The sequence below is a fragment of the Streptomyces sp. D2-8 genome (genome assembly GCF_023184515.1).
GTDB lineage: Bacteria > Actinomycetota > Actinomycetes > Streptomycetales > Streptomycetaceae > Streptomyces.
In genome coordinates, this window is record NZ_JAAHBP010000007.1 from 64,571 (window position 1) to 81,462 (window position 16,892).

General features: G+C 71.9%; 15 protein-coding genes. 4 read left to right on the forward strand and 11 right to left on the reverse strand.

What is annotated here, in order from left to right; translation table 11 throughout:
• The first annotated feature begins 142 nt into the window (after nt 1-142).
• The gene (locus G3I77_RS13945; protein WP_248503580.1) at nt 143-649 is read left to right on the forward strand and encodes a GtrA family protein; all 507 of its coding nucleotides are present in this window, start codon (nt 143-145) and stop codon (nt 647-649) included.
• A 22-nt stretch (nt 650-671) separates the two neighbouring features.
• On the opposite strand, the gene G3I77_RS13950 is transcribed toward G3I77_RS13945, so the two are convergent.
• Nucleotides 672-1,949: an ATP-binding protein gene (locus tag G3I77_RS13950; RefSeq protein WP_248503582.1), complete on the reverse strand. Its 1,278-nt coding sequence runs from the start codon at nt 1,947-1,949 to the stop codon at nt 672-674.
• Between the two features lie 28 nt (nt 1,950-1,977).
• A complete protein-coding gene (locus tag G3I77_RS13955) occupies nt 1,978-2,655 on the reverse strand; it encodes a response regulator transcription factor (protein ID WP_248503584.1) in 678 nt (225 codons plus the stop codon).
• Nucleotides 2,656-3,174: 519 nt separating this feature from the next.
• Between G3I77_RS13955 and G3I77_RS13960 the strand changes: the two genes are divergently transcribed.
• Nucleotides 3,175-4,680, forward strand: coding sequence for an oligopeptide:H+ symporter (locus tag G3I77_RS13960; RefSeq protein ID WP_248503586.1), 1,506 nt, complete (start codon nt 3,175-3,177; stop codon nt 4,678-4,680).
• Nucleotides 4,681-4,740: 60 nt separating this feature from the next.
• Here the strand turns inward: G3I77_RS13960 and G3I77_RS13965 are convergent, their stop codons facing one another.
• From G3I77_RS13965 to G3I77_RS13980, 4 genes are all read right to left on the reverse strand, one after another.
• Nucleotides 4,741-5,730, reverse strand: coding sequence for a hypothetical protein (locus G3I77_RS13965; protein WP_248503589.1), 990 nt, complete (start codon nt 5,728-5,730; stop codon nt 4,741-4,743).
• Between the two features lie 135 nt (nt 5,731-5,865).
• Nucleotides 5,866-6,567: an LPXTG cell wall anchor domain-containing protein gene (locus G3I77_RS13970; RefSeq protein ID WP_248503591.1), complete on the reverse strand. Its 702-nt coding sequence runs from the start codon at nt 6,565-6,567 to the stop codon at nt 5,866-5,868.
• A gap of 328 nt (nt 6,568-6,895) precedes the next feature.
• Nucleotides 6,896-7,450: an ATP-binding protein gene (locus G3I77_RS13975; protein WP_248503592.1), complete on the reverse strand. Its 555-nt coding sequence runs from the start codon at nt 7,448-7,450 to the stop codon at nt 6,896-6,898.
• A 243-nt stretch (nt 7,451-7,693) separates the two neighbouring features.
• Nucleotides 7,694-8,071, reverse strand: a complete 378-nt coding sequence (locus G3I77_RS13980) for an STAS domain-containing protein (RefSeq protein ID WP_031102780.1) — start codon at nt 8,069-8,071, stop codon at nt 7,694-7,696.
• Between the two features lie 251 nt (nt 8,072-8,322).
• Here G3I77_RS13980 and G3I77_RS13985 point away from each other — a divergent pair, with 251 nt between their 5' ends.
• Nucleotides 8,323-9,237 carry an RNA polymerase sigma factor SigF gene (locus G3I77_RS13985; protein ID WP_374385390.1) on the forward strand — a complete coding sequence of 305 codons (915 nt, stop codon included), beginning with the start codon at nt 8,323-8,325 and terminating at the stop codon, nt 9,235-9,237.
• A gap of 96 nt (nt 9,238-9,333) precedes the next feature.
• Here the strand turns inward: G3I77_RS13985 and G3I77_RS13990 are convergent, their stop codons facing one another.
• From G3I77_RS13990 to hutU, 5 genes are all read right to left on the reverse strand, one after another.
• Nucleotides 9,334-9,654, reverse strand: coding sequence for a hypothetical protein (locus G3I77_RS13990; RefSeq protein WP_248503594.1), 321 nt, complete (start codon nt 9,652-9,654; stop codon nt 9,334-9,336).
• A gap of 66 nt (nt 9,655-9,720) precedes the next feature.
• Nucleotides 9,721-11,016, reverse strand: a complete 1,296-nt coding sequence (gene hutI / locus G3I77_RS13995; RefSeq protein WP_248503595.1) for an imidazolonepropionase — start codon at nt 11,014-11,016, stop codon at nt 9,721-9,723.
• The gene (locus G3I77_RS14000) at nt 11,013-12,365 is read right to left on the reverse strand and encodes a formimidoylglutamate deiminase (protein WP_248503596.1); all 1,353 of its coding nucleotides are present in this window, start codon (nt 12,363-12,365) and stop codon (nt 11,013-11,015) included. Before G3I77_RS14000 ends, hutI begins: the two co-directional genes overlap by 4 nt.
• Nucleotides 12,356-13,558 carry an allantoate amidohydrolase gene (locus G3I77_RS14005; protein WP_248504241.1) on the reverse strand — a complete coding sequence of 401 codons (1,203 nt, stop codon included), beginning with the start codon at nt 13,556-13,558 and terminating at the stop codon, nt 12,356-12,358. The genes G3I77_RS14000 and G3I77_RS14005 overlap by 10 nt, the downstream gene beginning before the upstream one ends.
• A gap of 29 nt (nt 13,559-13,587) precedes the next feature.
• Complete coding sequence (hutU, locus tag G3I77_RS14010; protein WP_248503598.1) at nt 13,588-15,306, reverse strand: urocanate hydratase; 1,719 nt, start codon at nt 15,304-15,306, stop codon at nt 13,588-13,590.
• 128 nt (nt 15,307-15,434) lie between these two features.
• Here hutU and G3I77_RS14015 point away from each other — a divergent pair, with 128 nt between their 5' ends.
• Entirely contained in the window at nt 15,435-16,808 is a 1,374-nt protein-coding gene (locus tag G3I77_RS14015) for a diaminopimelate decarboxylase (RefSeq protein WP_248503601.1), read from the forward strand.
• Nucleotides 16,809-16,892: the final 84 nt, after the last annotated feature.

Here is a 16,892-nt window from a genome sequence, read left to right on the forward strand (position 1 = left end):
CCAGAGTGGCCGGTTTCCCGTCCCTCCCCGGCCCTGCCCGGACCATCTCCGGCCGTCCACCGGCATCCGCAGGAAGATCGCGCGGGAGGGTGGTTAGCATGGCTGGGTTGACGCCGACGAACGGACGGGGGCCTGCACGACCATGGGACATGGTGCCTCTCGGCTCCGACGGGTCGTCCGCGAAGTCGCCAAATTCGGCGCGGTGGGCGGGGCCGGAGTGCTGGTCAACCTCGCCGTCTTCAACCTGGTGCGGCACACCACCGACCTCCAGGTGGTGCGCGCGAGTGTCATCGCGACCGTCGTCGCGATCGTCTTCAACTACGTCGGCTTCCGCTACTTCACGTACCGCGACCGCGACAAGAGCCGCCGTACCCGTGAAATGACCCTGTTCCTGCTGTTCAGCGCCATCGGCCTGGTCATCGAGAACGGCGTCCTGTACGCGGCCACGTACGGCTTCGGCTGGAACACCCCGCTCCAGAACAACGTCTTCAAGTTCCTGGGCATCGGCATCGCGACCCTGTTCCGCTTCTGGTCCTACCGCTCCTGGGTCTTCCGCGCCCTCCCCACGCGGGAACCGGCGGCTCCCCCGTCCCCGGTCCTGCAGACCGGGCCGACCGGACCCGAGAAGGCGAAGCAGCAGGTGCCGTAGCCCTCGCACGCCCGGCGCGGCCCTAGCGGACTGTCGACTCCTCGTCGCCGTCCACGCCCTTGTGCAGGGGGGTACGGGACAGGAACAGGCCGAAGACCGGGGGTTTGGTCTGGAGCATTTCCAGGCGGCCGCCGTCGGCCTCCGCCAGGTCGCGGGCCACCGCCAGGCCGATGCCCGTGGAGTTGCGGCCGCTGATCGCCCGTTCGAAGATGCGGGCGCCGAGATCGGCGGGGATGCCCGGGCCCTCGTCCGTGACCTCGATGACCGCCTGGTTGCCGGTGACGCGGGTGCGCAGGGCCACCGTGCCACCGCCGTGCATGAGGGAGTTCTCGATCAGCGCGGCCAGGACCTGCGCGACCGCGCCGGGTGTGCCCACCGCCCGCAGATGCCGTTTGCCGGAGCTGACGATCGCCCGCCCCGCGCTGCGGTACGCCGGCCGCCACTCGGCGAGCTGCTGCTGGATGACCTCGTCGAGGTCGAAGGAGACGGCGGAGCCGGTGCGCGGATCGCGGGAGTTCGTCAGCAGCCGCTCCACGACGTCCGTGAGCCGCTCGACCTGCGTCAGGGCGATCGTCGCCTCCTCCTTCACCGTGTCCGGGTCGTCCGTGAGGGTGATCTCCTCCAGCCGCATCGACAGCGCCGTGAGCGGCGTGCGCAGCTGGTGGGAGGCGTCCGCGGCCAGCCGGCGTTCGGCGGTCAGCATGCGGGCGATGCGCTCGGCGGAGCCGTCCAGCACATCCGCCACCCGGTCCAGCTCGGGCACCCCGTACCGCTTGTGCCGGGGCCGCGGGTCGCCCGAGCCGAGCCGCTCGGCCGTCTCCGCGAGGTCGGTCAGCGGCGACGCCAACCGGTTCGCCTGGCGGACCGCCAGCAGCACCGCGGCCACCACCGCCAGCAGCGCGACCAGCGCGATGATCAGCAGCGTCCGGCCGACCTCACGGGTCACCGAGGAGCGCGGTTCCTGGACGGTGACCGTCTCGCCCTCCTCACCGGGCGCGGTCGCGCTGATGACGTCCCCGGCGGGTTTCGTGCCGACCTCGATGGGCGACTCCCCGGGGATCCGGATCACCGCGTAGTAGCGGTCCTGCGTGACCTGTTCGCGCAGGACCTCCGCGTCGACCTGCTGGGCGACGAAGAGCCGGCTGTCGACGATGCTGGCCAGCCGGACCGCCTCGGACTCCACCCGCTCCTGGGCGCTGTTGCTGATCGTCCGGGTCTCGACGATGACGAGGGAGACGCCGAAGACGGCGATCACGACGAGCACCACGGCGAGCGTGGACTGGATCAGTCGGCGACGCATGTCCTGTTACCCGAGCCCGCCTCGCGGCTCAGCTCTTCTCGAAACGGAAACCCACACCGCGCACGGTGGCGATGTAGCGGGGATTGGCCGCGTCGTCGCCGAGCTTCTTGCGCAGCCAGGAGATGTGCATGTCGAGGGTCTTGGTCGACGACCACCAGGTCGTGTCCCAGACCTCCCGCATCAGCTGGTCGCGGGTGACGACCCGGCCCGCGTCGCGCACCAGCACCCGCAGCAGGTCGAACTCCTTGGCGGTGAGCTGGAGCTCCTCCTCGCCCATCCAGGCGCGGTGCGACTCGACGTCGATGCGCACGCCGTGCGTGGCGGGCGGCTGCTGCGGCTCGGCGGCGCCGCGCCGGAGCAGGGCCCGTACGCGCGCGAGCAGCTCGGCGAGCCGGAACGGCTTGGTGACGTAGTCGTCGGCGCCCGCGTCGAGCCCGACGACGGTGTCCACCTCATCTGCGCGCGCGGTCAGGATGAGGATCGGGATGGCGTGGCCTTCGCCACGCAGGCGGCGGGCCACCTCCAGACCGTCCATGCCGGGCAGACCGAGGTCGAGCACGACCAGGTCGACGCCGCCTTGCAGTCCGGCGTCGAGAGCGGCGGGTCCGTCCTCGCGGACCTCGACCTCGTAGCCCTCCCGGCGCAGAGCGCGGGCCAGCGGCTCCGAGATGGACGCATCGTCCTCGGCGAGCAGTACACGGGTCATGAGGTGATGGTAGACCTGCGACGCCCTGAGCTGGGGTGTGACCGGAATCCTTGATTCTTACCGTTGGCATACCCGGCTCTTACGTACCGGGGGTAGGTGCTCGGACCTCTGCCTCTGGGGTGCGATCGTGGTAAGGACCTTGGAAACGGCGTGTGCGGTTCCCCCGACACCTGTGATCCGTGTCTCAAGTCCTTCCATATGCGGCGGTGTCCTGCCGTATGGTGAATCAACGCCTGTAGCACCATGGCGACCTTCGGAGGCCGTTTGCCCTGAGGGTCTCTTTTGTGTGCGGGCCGGTTCCCGCCGGCCCCCAACGTGAAACGACCTGTGGCCGGGCCTCGTAGTGCGGCGACGCGCGTAGAGGCGTGGATCCCGGTGGCGACCGCCCACCGCTCCGTGCCCCGGAGCGGACCCCCCGTAGGCGTCGGACGGACGGCCGTACCCACCGGTGCCGGCAGCCCCCCCCACCGGGCGCACCACCGCTGCCGCGGGGCGCGTCCCGAGCAGCAAGGAACGACCATGGCGTCCAGCCTGACGAAGGACTCGGCCCGACCGGGCACCCCCGGTTCCGAGAAGACCTTCTTCGGCCACCCCCGCGGACTGGCCACTCTGTTCATGACCGAGATGTGGGAGCGTTTCTCCTACTACGGCATGAGGGCCCTGCTCCCGCTGTACCTGGTGGCCCCGGGTGGCCTGAACCTGAGCGCGGGCACGGCGACGGCGATCTACTCCGTCTACCTGTCGCTCGTGTACCTGCTCACCCTGCCCGGCGGCTGGTTCGCCGACCGTATGCTCGGCCCCCGCAAGACGGTCGCCGTCGCCGGTGTCGTCATCATGATCGGCCACCTGTGCCTGGCCCTGCCCGCCGCCGCCAGCTTCTACGTCGGCCTGGGCCTCGTCGCCATCGGCTCCGGTCTGCTGAAGGCCAACATCTCCACGATGGTCGGCCACCTCTACGACGGCCCGGCGGACCCGCGCCGCGACGGTGGCTTCACGGTCTTCTACATCGGCATCAACCTCGGCGCCTTCGTCGCCCCGCTGGTCATCGGCACCGTCGGTGAGAGCGTCAACTGGCACCTGGGCTTCGCGCTGGCCGCTCTCGGCATGGCGCTGGGTCTCGTCCAGTTCCTGCTCGGCAGCCGCCACCTGGACGCCAAGAGCAGCGAGGTCCCGACTCCGCTGTCGCCCGCCGAGAAGGCCGCCACCCTGCGCAAGGGCCTGATCTGGCTGGCCATCGCCGTGGTCTTCTACGCCCTGGTCGGCGGCACCGGCCACTTCACCCTGAACTGGGCGCTGATCCCGCTCACGCTGCTCGGCCTGGTCGTTCCGATCCTGGTCATCTCCCGCATACTGCGCGACAAGGACCTGGACTCCGGCGAGCGCTCGAAGGTGTCCGCGTACATCTGGTTCTTCGTCGCCGCCGCCGTCTTCTGGATGATCTACGACCAGGGTGGTTCGACCCTGTCGCTCTTCGCCAGCGAGAAGGCCGACAACACCGTCTTCGGCTGGGAGTTCCCGGTCTCCTGGTACCAGTCGGTCAACCCGGTCCTGATCATGGCGCTGGCGCCGGTCTTCGCCTGGCTGTGGCTGTGGCTGAACCGGCGCGGCAAGGAGCCGAGCACCATCGTGAAGTTCGCCTCCGGTCTGGTGCTGGTGGGTGCGTCCTTCTTCCTCTTCCTCGCCCCGCTGTCGATCGCCGAGGGCGGTCACAAGGCCGCGGCGATGTGGCTGGTCGCGATCTACTTCGTGCAGACCGTCGGTGAGCTGACGCTGTCGCCGGTGGGTCTGTCCGTGACGACGAAGATGGCGCCCGCGAAGTACGCCTCGCAGATGATGGGCGTCTGGTTCCTCGCGGTCACCGCGGGCGACTCCGTCACCGCGCTGCTGTCCAACCCGGCCGTCGGCGGGGTCAACCTCGACCGCGCGGGCTTCGTGGCGCTGGAGGCGGGGCTCGCCGTCGTCGCCGGCTTCGCGGTGTACATGTACCGCAAGAAGGTCAAGGCCATGATGGGCGACGTCCGCTGATCACCGGCGCCTGACCCTGCGAGAAGGGCCGTCGCACCTCCGGGGTGCGGCGGCCCTTCCTCATGTCCTGGTCGACCTCGGAGGGTCGGCGTCCGGGGCGAACCAGGGCGGGGCCGCGGCCCGGCGGGGGGCGGGCAGCCGCAGGCGGCGGGCCGGACGGGCCGCGTGGCCCGGGCGGCGCGGCCGTACGTGGTCGATCACGGCCAGTCCCGCGCGGAAGAGCGCCGCCGGTACGACCAGGAGGACGAGGACCCAGAACAGGGTCACGCCCCAGGGCCGGCCCACGCCCCAGGGGTGCTCGGCGAGCACCTTGCCGCCGTACTTCAGCGACACGGTGTAGTCGCCGTGCGCCCCGGCCCCGAGCTCCACGGGCAGCTCGATGCGGGCCTTGCCGCCGGGCCGGATCGTGCCCCGCCAGCGCTGGTCCTGCCACTCGGGGGCGAACACGCCGTGCGAGGTGCCGACCTGGAAGACCGGGTTCTTCACGGGGGAGGTGCCGACGTTGCCGACGGTGATCACGAGGGTCCGGGAGGGCGGGGAGCCGAACCAGGTGAGCAGACCGCCGGAACCCCGCAGCCGGGTGTCCGCGAGCAGGGACAGCCGTCCGCCGGCCGCTTCCGCGGGCAGCGGCTCGACGGCGTGCCCGGCGACCCGGAGGGCCGCGTCGGCCTCGGCCCCGGCTCCCGTCACGGTCGCCGCGTGCACCACGCACGGGCACGGCACCGGCGGCTCCGCGACGGGCAGTTCGCGGCGGAAGCGCCCGTCGGCGTCGGTGGTGACGGCCCGGCCGTCGGCGTTGGCACAGGAGTTGGTGCCGCCGGTCACGCCCCGCTTCGGCTCGGCCTGCCCGCACACGAGCAGCGTCAGCAGTGCCCGGGGTCGCCAGCCGCTGCCGCTGACGGTGATCGAACCGCCCGCCCCCGCCTGGGACTTGGACAACTCGACGACGGGCCGGTCCGCCGCCCCGACGGGCCCGGCCCCGGCCAGGACCAGCAGCAGCGCCAGCAGAACCGGCAGCGACACATACGGAAGACGGACGGCGGGCGGCATCGGCGGCTCCAGCGGTCGTACGGTGCGGGCGTACGGCATCGGCGCCCGGGCGGCCGGACCGGGCGGCGTGCCCTCTCGCGCTCGGCCGCGTCGGTGCGGCCCGGGGCGTCGGCACCTGCCGGGTGGGCCGCCCGGTCAACGGCCCGTTCGCGCTCCCTGGTGACGTCGTGTCAGCCACAGGGCACCTGCCGCTCCGGCGAGCAGGACCGTGCCGCCGAGGGTGCCGAGGGCGACGGCCGAGTCCTCGGGCCCGGTCTGCGGAAGCCCGGCGCCGGTGTCGGGGCCGGAGCCGCCGCCCTGGGCGGAGCCGGTGGTGCCGCCGCCGCTCGCGTCCGTGACGTCGAGGGTGAGGGACGGGCCCGGGTCGTTCGTCGGGGTGCACGTGGTCGTCGTGCCGAGCGCCTTGATGGTGAGCACACCGGCCGTGAAGGTGACCTCGCCGCTCTTCTTCGGCGTGTACGTGCCGCTCAGGTCGCTGATCTTGATGGGCGTGTTGGCCGGGATCGCGGCCTCGTTGGCGGGGCCGGTCACCGACAGGGTGCCGCTGTCGGCGCCGCCCAGGGCGATGGTGGCGCTGGGCGTCATCGCGCCCTTGCCCAGTTCGACCGGGCTGGAGGAGACGCCCTTCTGCCAGGACATGGTGATCCGGTAGCCGCTGCCGCTCTTGACGCCCTTGATGTCGATGGGCGAGACGGCACTCTTGTCGCCGATCGGCGTCTTGCACTGGTAGTTGACGTCGACGACCTCGGCCCGGGCGACGGGGGCGGCCATCCACACCGCCGAACCGGCCAGGGCCGTGGCGGACGCGAGCACGGCGGTTCGTTTCCGGTACGACACGGTGCGGCTCCCCTTCCTGTTCCTGACGGTGTATCAGACAGGGCCGTCAAGGTACGCCCGGGGCCTTGAGGAAGGAAGACACAGTGCGCGCCGGATCTGTGGCGATCCGGCGTGCGGTGAGTGACGTATGAGGGGATGCGCGGCGGAGATCCCGTGAGGGGGCGGTCACCCGTTCGGACGCACCCCCGGGCGCCCGCACGAGCCGGGTAACCAGGCGGGTAAGCCCGGATCAGGCCAATACACCCTGATCGGGCGGGTACACCCTGATCAGGCGGGTACGCCCTCGACCGAGCAGGGGGACCCGGAGTCGGGCAGGTGTTCCGGTGGATCAGGCAGGTGCGCCCAGTTCCGCCCACACCGTCTTGCCGGAGAGCCCCGGCGTACGGACGACGCCCCAGTCCAGGCACAGGCGCTGGACGATGAACATGCCATGACCGCCCGGGCGCCCCGCGCGGTGCGGGGTGCGGGGGGCCGGCTGACCGGTGCCCCGGTCAGCGACCTCGACGCGGATCACCTTGTTGTCGCAGGTGATCCGCAACTGGTCCGGCCCCTCGGCGTGCAGGCAGGCGTTGGTGACCAGCTCGGAGACGACCAGCAGCACATCCTCGGCGGCGGCCCGCCGGTCGGCGGAGGCGGCGGGCAGCCAGCCCCACGCGTACAGCGCCTGGCGCGTGAAGTCGCGGGCCAGCGGCACCACGCCGCTCTCGTCGCCGAAGCTCAGCCGGCGCACCTGCCGACCCCCCGGCGGCGCCGCGGCTCCGGACGGCGCGTCCACGCCCTCGCCGGACGCACCGGCCGCCGCTACGCCACCCTCGGACGCCCCGGAAGCGCCGCTGGGCTCCGGCCCGCGGTCGCCCGGCGGGTAAGGCCGGGTGGTGCTCATCAGCGCTTCACCTCACCGATTCACCAGTTCACGATTCAAAAAATTCACTACACAGTCAGTCACGCAGCGCGCGGCACGTCGGTTTCGCGGCGCCCCCGCCACACTGGTGACCGACGGGTTCAGGATGTCTCCTGCCCTGCCGGACCGACTGAACACCCATGTATTCGGCACGAAAGACGTGACAGGGCTGGGACGCCGGTCACAGGGGGATGGCCGAGGCACCGCGCACCGACGCACCGCCGGTCAGCCCGACTCGTCGGCCAGGGCCGCCTCGAGCGAGTCATGGACGCTGAAGACCGCATCCGCACCCGTGATCTCGAACACGCGTGCCACCACCGGCTGCATACCGGCGAGCGAGACGCCGCCACCGGCGGCCTCCGCCTTCAGCCGCGCCCCGAGGAGCACGTTGAGCCCCGTGGAGTCGCAGAACTCCAGGCGCGCGCAATCGATGACCAGGCGCTTGAATCCCTTGGCGAGGCAGTCTTCGAGCGGCTCACGCAACAGATCGGCGGTGTGGTGATCCAACTCACCCGCCGGGGTCACGACGGCACTAGAGCCCTCTTCCCGCACCTCCACCAGAAGCCGGCCAGACTGTGCGCTGCCGACCGTCCCGCGGTCCATGCCGTCTCTCTCTCCCGACGTCGAGGTGATTGCTGACGCCCTCGAACACTACGCCTTCCCAGCACGCTTCGACACCCGAACAACTACACACAAACGGACATATGCCCACAGAACGCACTTGCGGTGGGCTCAGGAAAGCGGGTAGGCCTAGTAAGGACACGTAACCGACCACGGCCGGCTTTGGAGGCGCCGCACACCGCAGTGCACCTAACGGCTCCGGCAGCCATATGCCGAGAACGATGGAGGACATCATGTCACCCCGGCTCGACGCATCGCGTACCCAGAAAGCGACGTCGACACCCCTTCCGGAACATCTGGATCCCATCGAGCAGGTCGAGATGCTCGTCACACAGGACGGCCTTCTCGCCGGACTTCCGGAGATCCCCCCGTACGAGGAAGTCGACGCGGTCGACGCCCGGGCCCTGTCGAAGACCCTCTTCGAGCGTCTGGAGACGCTGGAGGAAGGGACCCACGAGTACTCGTACGTCCGCAACACGCTCGTCGAACTGAACCTCGCGCTGGTCAAGTTCGCCGCCTCCCGGTTCCGCTCCCGCAGCGAGCCCATGGAGGACATCATCCAGGTCGGCACCATCGGCCTGATCAAGGCGATCGACCGCTTCGAGCTGTCCCGCGGTGTGGAGTTCCCCACGTTCGCGATGCCGACCATCGTCGGTGAGATCAAGCGCTTCTTCCGCGACACCTCGTGGTCCGTGCGCGTTCCGCGGCGGCTGCAGGAGCTGCGGCTCGACCTGGCCAAGGCCGGTGACGAGCTGGCCCAGAAGCTGGACCGCGCCCCGACGGTGGCCGAGCTGGCCGAGCGCCTCGGCCTCTCCAACGACGAGGTCGTCGAGGGCATGGCCGCGTCGAACGCCTACACCGCCTCCTCGCTGGACGCCCAGCCGGAGGAGGACGACTCCGAGGGCGCGCTCGCGGACCGCATCGGCTACGAGGACCACGGGCTCGAAGGCATCGAGTACGTCGAGTCGTTGAAGCCGCTGATAGCGGAACTCCCGCCGCGCGACCGGAAGATCCTGTCCCTGCGTTTCGTCGCGGGCATGACCCAGTCGGAGATCGGCGAAGAACTCGGCATCTCGCAGATGCACGTCTCGCGTCTGCTGTCGCGGACGCTGGTGCGGCTGCGCAAGGGGCTGACCGTCGAGGAGTGATCCTCGACCCGGGTGAACGTGTCCTTCGGGGGCGGGCCGCACGGCCCGCCCCCAGGCGCGTGCCAAGGGTGGTCCCCGGGAGGCTGCCGCGGCCCCTCAGGAGTTGAGGACCAGCGCGGCCGTCGGGAGCAGCGAGGCCGCCAGGCTCAGCAGCCAGTAGGTGTGCGGAGCGAGTGCCGTACTGCGCCGGAGCGGCATGTTGGCGAGCCACCAGATCAGGCCGTACAGCGTGACGACGGGGACGACGATCACCAGCCAGAGGGCCATGCCGTCGTTCTCGGTCGGCTCCCGCACGGTCCAGCCGAGCTCGGCGAGCGGCCCGTTCACCGCGAGGTACCACAGCAGCCAGAACGGCACCACACCCGGGATCCCGAGCAGCACGTTCACCACGAGTGGTGCCGACCAGTGCTTCGCCATCCGCCCCCGCCCTCCGGTGATGCCGGTCGTCCGCCGGCCCGGCATCGCATTGTCGCGGGCCGGTGATCACACCACACGCTCTCCGCGCCGCCACACCCCGCTGACCAGCGGGACGCCGGGGCGGTAGGCCAGGTGCACATGGCTCGGGGCGTCGAGGAGCGTCAGGTCGGCGTACGCGCCCGGTGTGAGGCGGCCGACGTCGGTGCGCCGCAGGGCCGCGGCGCCGCCCGCCGTCGCCGACCACACGGCCTCGTCCGGGGTCATCCCCATGTCCCGTACCGCCAGCGCGACGCAGAACGGGACGGACGAGGTGAAGGACGAGCCGGGGTTGCAGTCCGTGGACAGCGCGACCGTGACACCCGCGTCCAGCAGCCGCCGTGCGTCCGGCCACGCGGCCCGTGTGGAGAACTCGGCGCCGGGCAGCAGGGTGGCGACGGTACGGCCGTCGGCCAGGGCGTCGACGTCCGCGTCCGTGAGGTGGGTGCAGTGGTCGGCGCTGGCCGCGTCGAGCTCGACCGCGAGCTGCACGCCGGGGCCGTACGAGAGCTGGTTGGCGTGGATCCGGGGGTGCAGGCCCCTGGCCTTGCCGGCGGTGAGGATCGCGCGGGCCTGGTCGCCGTCGAAGGCGCCCTTCTCGCAGAAGACGTCGATCCAGCGGGCGTACGGGGCGCAGGCGTCGAGCATCTCGCCGGTGACGAGGGCGACGTAGGCCGCCGGGTCCTCGGCGAGGTCCGGCGGGACGATGTGGGCGCCGAGGTAGGTGACCTCGTCGGTGTGGGCGGCGGCGATGCGCAGGGCCCGGGCCTCGTCCTCGACGGTCAGGCCGTAGCCGGACTTGGTCTCGAAGGTGGTGGTGCCCTGGCGGAGGGCCTCGCGGAGGTATCGGGTGAGGTTGGCCTCGAGTTCCTCGTCGCTCGCCGCCCGCGTGGCCGCGACGGTGGTGCGGATGCCGCCCGCGCTGTACGGCCGCCCGGACATGCGGGCGTTGAACTCCTGCGTCCGGTCGCCCGCGAAGACGAGGTGGGAGTGGGAGTCCACGAAGCCGGGGATGACCGCCCGGCCGCCGGCGTCGACCCGATTGTCAGTGGCGGGTGCTTTGCTTTGATCACCGGTCCACACGACGCGGTCGCCCTCGATGACGACGGCCGCGTCCTGGACCAGTCCGAGGGGGGATTTGTCACCGAGGGAGGGGTCGTTGGTGACCAGGCTGGCGATGTTGGTGATGAGCGTGCTTGCGGTGCTCGCGGAGTGGGCGGGGCTGACGGTCGTCGCGTTGCTCATGGCGTCCTTGGTGGCCTGGTCGGCGGTGGGGTCGGGTTCGGGGGCGGAGGCGGGCCGCGCGGGCGGGCGGCCCGGGGTCATCCGCGCAGGGCTTCGACGGCGTCCGCGAGGGCTCGCGGCACATCCGGTACGAGGCGGTGGACCCCGTCCCGTACGACGTGCCGCCCTCCCGCGACCGTATGCGACACGTCCGCTGCCGACGCGGCGAATACGGCCGTCTCGGCCCCGAGTCGCGGAAGCGGCCCTGCCGTCCTGACCGAGTCGAGCGCGAGGGTGGTGAAGTCGGCGAGCGCGCCGGTCTCCAGGGCGCCCGCCTCGTCCCAGCCGAGGGCCGCGTGGCCGTCGGCCGAGGCCGCCCGCAGGAGGGCCGCCGCCGTCCAGTGACCTCGGGTACGGGTGCGCAGCCGCTCGTTCAGCTCCATGGCCCGTGCCTCTTCGAGCAGGTCGATCACGGCGTGGCTGTCGGAGCCGAGACTGAGCGGTGAGCCGGCCTGCTGGAGGGCGACGGCGGGGCCGATGCCGTCGGCCAGGTCCCGTTCGGTGGTCGGGCACATGCAGGTGCCGGTGCCGCTGCCGCCGAGGAGGGAGATGTCCTCGGCGGTCAGGTGGGTGTTGTGGACGCCGGTGGTGCGCGGGCCGAGCACACCGTGGTCGGCGAGCAGCCGGGCCGGAGTGCGGCCGTAGGCCTCCCGGCAGGCGTCGTTCTCGGCGGTCTGCTCCGACAGGTGCACATGCAGCGGGGCCCGCCGCTCCTCGGCCCACCGCGCGACGGTCGCCAACTGCTCGGCGGGCACGGCCCGTACGGAGTGGATCGCCGCTCCGATCCGCGCGTGATCCCGTTCCTTGAGAACTGAACAGCGTTCGGCCCAGGCGTCCGCCGTGCCGTCGGAGAAGCGGAGCTGGGGATCGGTGGGCGGCTGTCCGAAGCCGGAGGAGAGGTAGGCGGTGTCGAGGAGGGTGATGCGGATCCCGGCTTCGGCGGCGGCCGCGATGAGGGCCTCGCCCATCGCGTTGGGGTCGGCGTAGGGGGTGCCGCCGGGGGCGTGGTGGACGTAGTGGAACTCACCGACGGCCGTGATGCCGGCCAGGGCCATCTCGGCGTACACGGCGCGGGCGAGGGCGTGGTAGCTGTCCGGGGTGAGCCGGGCGGCCGTGGCGTACATGGCCTCGCGCCAGGTCCAGAAGGTGCCGGAGCCGACCTGGACGGTGCCGCGCAGAGCGCGGTGGAAGGCGTGGCTGTGGGCGTTGGCCAGGCCGGGGAGGGTGAGCCCGCGCAGGACCTCGGCGCCGGGGGGCGGGGCGGGGGTGCCGGTGCGGACGGCGGCGATCCGGCCGTCCCGGACGTCGAGGGCCACGCCGGACTCGACGTGGGTGCCGAGCCAGGCGTGCTCCAGCCAGTACGTCCGCGGGGCTGCTGTCGTCACCTGCACGCCAGTCCTTCCAGTACGTCGGCGAGTGCGAGTACCCCGGCCACGCAGTCGTCCTCGCTCGCGGACTCGGCCGGGGAGTGGGAGACGCCGGTGGGGTTGCGCACGAACAGCATGGCGGTCGGGATGCTCCCCGACAGGATCCCGGCGTCGTGTCCCGCGCCGGTGCCGAGGACGGGGACCGTGAGGTCGGTGTCCGTGCCGAGGATGCGGGCGAGTTCGTCGCGCAGGGCGTGGTCGAACTCGACTACGGGGGTGAAGGACTCGCGGACGATGTCGAGGTCGATGCCGTGCGCGTCCGCGTACTGCCGGGCCGCCTTCTCGATGCCGCCGACCACGGTGTCGAGGCTCATCTGGTCCTCGGCACGGGAGTCGAGCCAGCCGCGCACCAGGGAGGGGATGGCGTTGACGCCGTTGGGCTCCACGGCGATCTTGCCGAAGGTGGCGACGGCTCCGGCGAGTTCGGCCTCGCGCCGGGCGGCGAGGACGGTCTCGGCGTAGGACAGCATGGGGTCGTGCCGGTCGGCGAGCCGGGTGGTGCCGGCGTGGTTGGCCTCGCCCCGGAAGTCGAACCGCCACCGGCCGTGCGGCCAGATCGCGCTGGCGATGCCGACCCGGTCGCCGGACAGGTCGAGGGCCCGGCCCTGCTCGACGTGCAGTTCGACGAAGGCGCCGATGCGGGCGAGTCGTTCGGGGTCGGCTCCGATGGTGTCGGGGTCGTATCCGGCGGCTTCCATGGCGCGCGGCAGTGTCACACCGTCGCCGTCGGTGAGCCGGTGCGCCTGCTCGCGGGTGAGCTGCCCGGCGGTGAGCCGGGACCCGACGCAGGCGAGCCCGAAGCGGGCGCCCTCCTCGTCACCGAAGTTCACGATGCCGAGGGGCCGGATGAAGCGGGCGTCCCGGCCGCGCAGTTCGTCCAGGGCGGCGAAGGCGGACACGACTCCGAGGGGGCCGTCGAAGGCGCCGCCGTCCGGCACGGAGTCGAGGTGGGACCCGGTGACGACGGCGTTCCCCTCGGCGGGGTCCCCGAGCCAGGCCCACTGGTTGCCGTTCCGGTCGGCCTCGTAGCGCAGCCCGCGGGCGGTGGCCTGCGCCTCGAACCAGGCCCGGCAGTCACCGTCGACGCCGCTCCAGGCGAACCGCCGGTAGCCGCCGGAGACGGGGTGCCGCCCGAGGGGGAGCAGCTCGCGCCACATGTGGTGGAAGGAGCTGCCGCTGTCCTGGGTCACGCCGGGTCACCTTCGCGCATCGGAACGCGGACGCCCCGCTCCCCCGCCACCGACTCCGCGATGTCGTACCCGGCGTCGACATGCCGGATGACGCCCATGCCGGGGTCGTTCGTGAGCACCCGGCGGATCTTCTCGCCCGCGAGCGCCGTGCCGTCGGCCACCGTCACCTGCCCCGCGTGGATCGACCGGCCCATCCCGACGCCGCCACCGTGGTGGATCGACACCCAGGACGCCCCGGACGCCACGTTCACCATGGCGTTCAGCAGCGGCCAGTCGGCGATCGCGTCGGACCCGTCGAGCATGGCCTCGGTCTCCCGGTAGGGGGACGCGACGGAACCGCAGTCGAGATGGTCGCGGCCGATGACGACCGGCGCGGCCAGCTCCCCGCTCGCGACCATGTCGTTGAACCGCTCACCGGCCTTGTCGCGCTCGCCGTAGCCGAGCCAGCAGATCCGGGCGGGCAGGCCCTGGAAGTGGACGCGTTCGCCGGCCAGCTTGATCCAGCGGGCGAGGGACTCGTTCTCCGGGAAGAGGTCGAGGATCGCCTTGTCGGTCTTGGCGATGTCGGAGGCCTCGCCGGACAGGGCGGCCCAGCGGAACGGGCCCTTGCCCTCGCAGAACAGCGGGCGGATGTAGGCGGGGACGAAGCCGGGGAAGGCGAAGGCCCGGTCGTATCCGGCGAGTTGGGCCTCGCCGCGGATGGAGTTGCCGTAGTCGAAGACCTCGGCGCCGGCGTCCATGAAGCCGACCATGGCCTCCACGTGCCGGGCCATGGACTCGCGGGCCCGGGTGGTGAAGCCGGCCGGGTCCTTGGCGGCGGCGTCGGCCATGTCCTCGAAGGCGGTGCCGAGGGGCAGGTAGGCCAGCGGGTCGTGGGCCGAGGTCTGGTCGGTCACGATGTCGATGGGGGCGCCCATGGCGAGGAGTTGCGGGAGCAGCTCGGCCGCGTTGCCGAGGACGCCGATGGAGAGGGGGCGGCGGGCGTCGCGCGCCTCGGTCGCCAGCTTCAGGGCGTGGTCGAGGCTGTCGGCCTTCACATCGAGGTACCGGTGCTCGATGCGCCGCTCGATCGCACGCGGGTCGCAGTCGATGCAGATCGCCACACCGTCGTTCATCGTCACGGCGAGCGGCTGGGCACCGCCCATGCCGCCGAGACCGGCGGTCAGGGTGATGGTGCCCGCCAGCGTCCCGCCGAACTTCTTCGCGGCGACGGCGGCGAAGGTCTCGTAGGTGCCCTGGAGAATGCCCTGCGTGCCGATGTAGATCCACGAGCCGGCGGTCATCTGCCCGTACATGGTCAGGCCCAGGTGTTCGAGGCGGCGGAACTCCTCCCAGTTGGCCCAGTCGCCGACGAGGTTGGAGTTGGCGATGAGGACGCGCGGGGCCCACTCGTGGGTCTGCATGACACCGACGGGCCGCCCGGACTGGACCAGCATGGTCTCGTCCTGCTTCAGCCCCTGGAGCGTCCGCACCATCGCGTCGAAGGAGCGCCAGTCGCGCGCCGCCTTGCCGGTGCCGCCGTAGACGACGAGCTTGTCGGGGTGCTCGGCGACCTCCGGGTCGAGGTTGTTCTGCAGCATCCGCAGGGCGGCTTCCTGCTGCCATCCCAGGGCGCTCGGTTCCGTGCCGCGCGGCGCTCGGACAGGACCAGGGGGCGGCCCGGAGGGCCTCGTTTGAGGGTGGTGGAGGGAGACGGGCGGGCGGGGTCCTGACATGGTCTGCCTCCTGGTGGGTGCTCCCGGCGGAATGTTGCTGCTTCTATTCACATCCTTACCTCATGAATAGAGCTAGTCAATACGCCGGGGCGTCGGCGCGGCGCTGCCGTGGATGTTTGGCTGGATGCATGGGCGCACAGATCGAGGCGGAAGAGGCGGGCGACACCGGGGCCCGGCGGGCCGCGCGACGGGACGAGGCGGTGCGGGCCGCCGTGGAACAAGGGCTGCTCGGGCCCGACAGCCCCATCGTGGGGCTGCTGGACGTCACCGGCATCCGGGAGTCTGCGGCGGAGCTGCGGGCGGCGTTCGAGGCGGTCGTGGCGCCGGGCACGCCCGTGCTGCACGCCTTCGCGGTGAAGGCGACCCCGCTGGTGCCGGTACTGCGGCTGCTGCGGGAGGAGGGCCTCGGCGCGGAGGTCGCGAGCCCGGGTGAGCTGGCCCTGGCCCGGGCAGCGGGCATGCCGCCGGAGATGACGGTGCTCGACTCGCCCGCGAAAACGCCGGACGAGCTGCGCGAGGCACTGTCCCTGGGTATCGCCGTCAACGCGGACAACCCGCAGGAGCTGGCGCGTCTCGACGCCCTGGTGCGGGCGCAGGACAGCCGCTCCCCACTCGGGATCCGGGTGAACCCTCAGGTCGGCGGGGGCTCCATCGAGGCGCTGTCCACGGCGACGGCCACCTCGAAGTTCGGGGTGGCGCTGCGCGACGAAGGGGCCCGGGAGTGGGTGGTCCAGGCGTATCTGGACCGGCCGTGGCTGACCCGGCTGCACGCGCACACCGGGTCCCAGGGCATCCCGCTGGCCCTGATGGCACGGGGCGTGGCGGAGACGTACGCGCTGGCGGAGGAGATCAACCGGCGGACCGGGCGACGGCAGGTCGACACGCTGGACATCGGCGGCGGCCTGCCGGTGAACTTCGCCTCGGACGCGACGAGCCCGACGTACGCGCGCTACGCGCGGCTGCTGGCCGAGGAGGTGCCGGGCCTGCTCGACGGGAGGTACGGGCTGGTCACCGAGTTCGGGCGGTCACTGCTGGCGAAGCACGGGACGGTGGTGGCGCGGGTCGAGTACGCGAAGGCCTCCGGCGGGCGGGCGGTGGCGGTGACGCACGCCGGGGTCCAGGTGGCCGCGCGGACGGTGTACGCGCCGGGGAGCTGGCCGTTGCGGATCGCCGCGTACGACGCGAAGGGACGGCCGAAGGAAGGGCCGACGGTGGTGCAGGACGTGGCCGGGCCGGCCTGCTTCGCGGGGGATCTGCTGGCGGAGGGCCGGTCCATGCCGCTGCTGGAGCAGGGGGACTACGCGGCGGCGCTGGACACCGGGGCGTACTACTTCGCGCATCACTACGGGTACAACTCGCTGGTGCGGCCCGGGGTGTACGGGTTCGGGCCGGGTGGGCGCTTCGCGGTGGTGCGGCGGGCTCAGACCGTGGGGGAGGTCGTCGCCGAGTCGGGTGGGGCGCAGGTGGATGCGTTGACGCAAGCGCGGTGGGAGGTTCCGTAGGATTCCGGCCGCGGGTGCGGTGTGGCTTGTCGCGCCCACGCGGCGGAGCCGCACATCGATACGGCCCCGCGCCCCTAGGCCAGG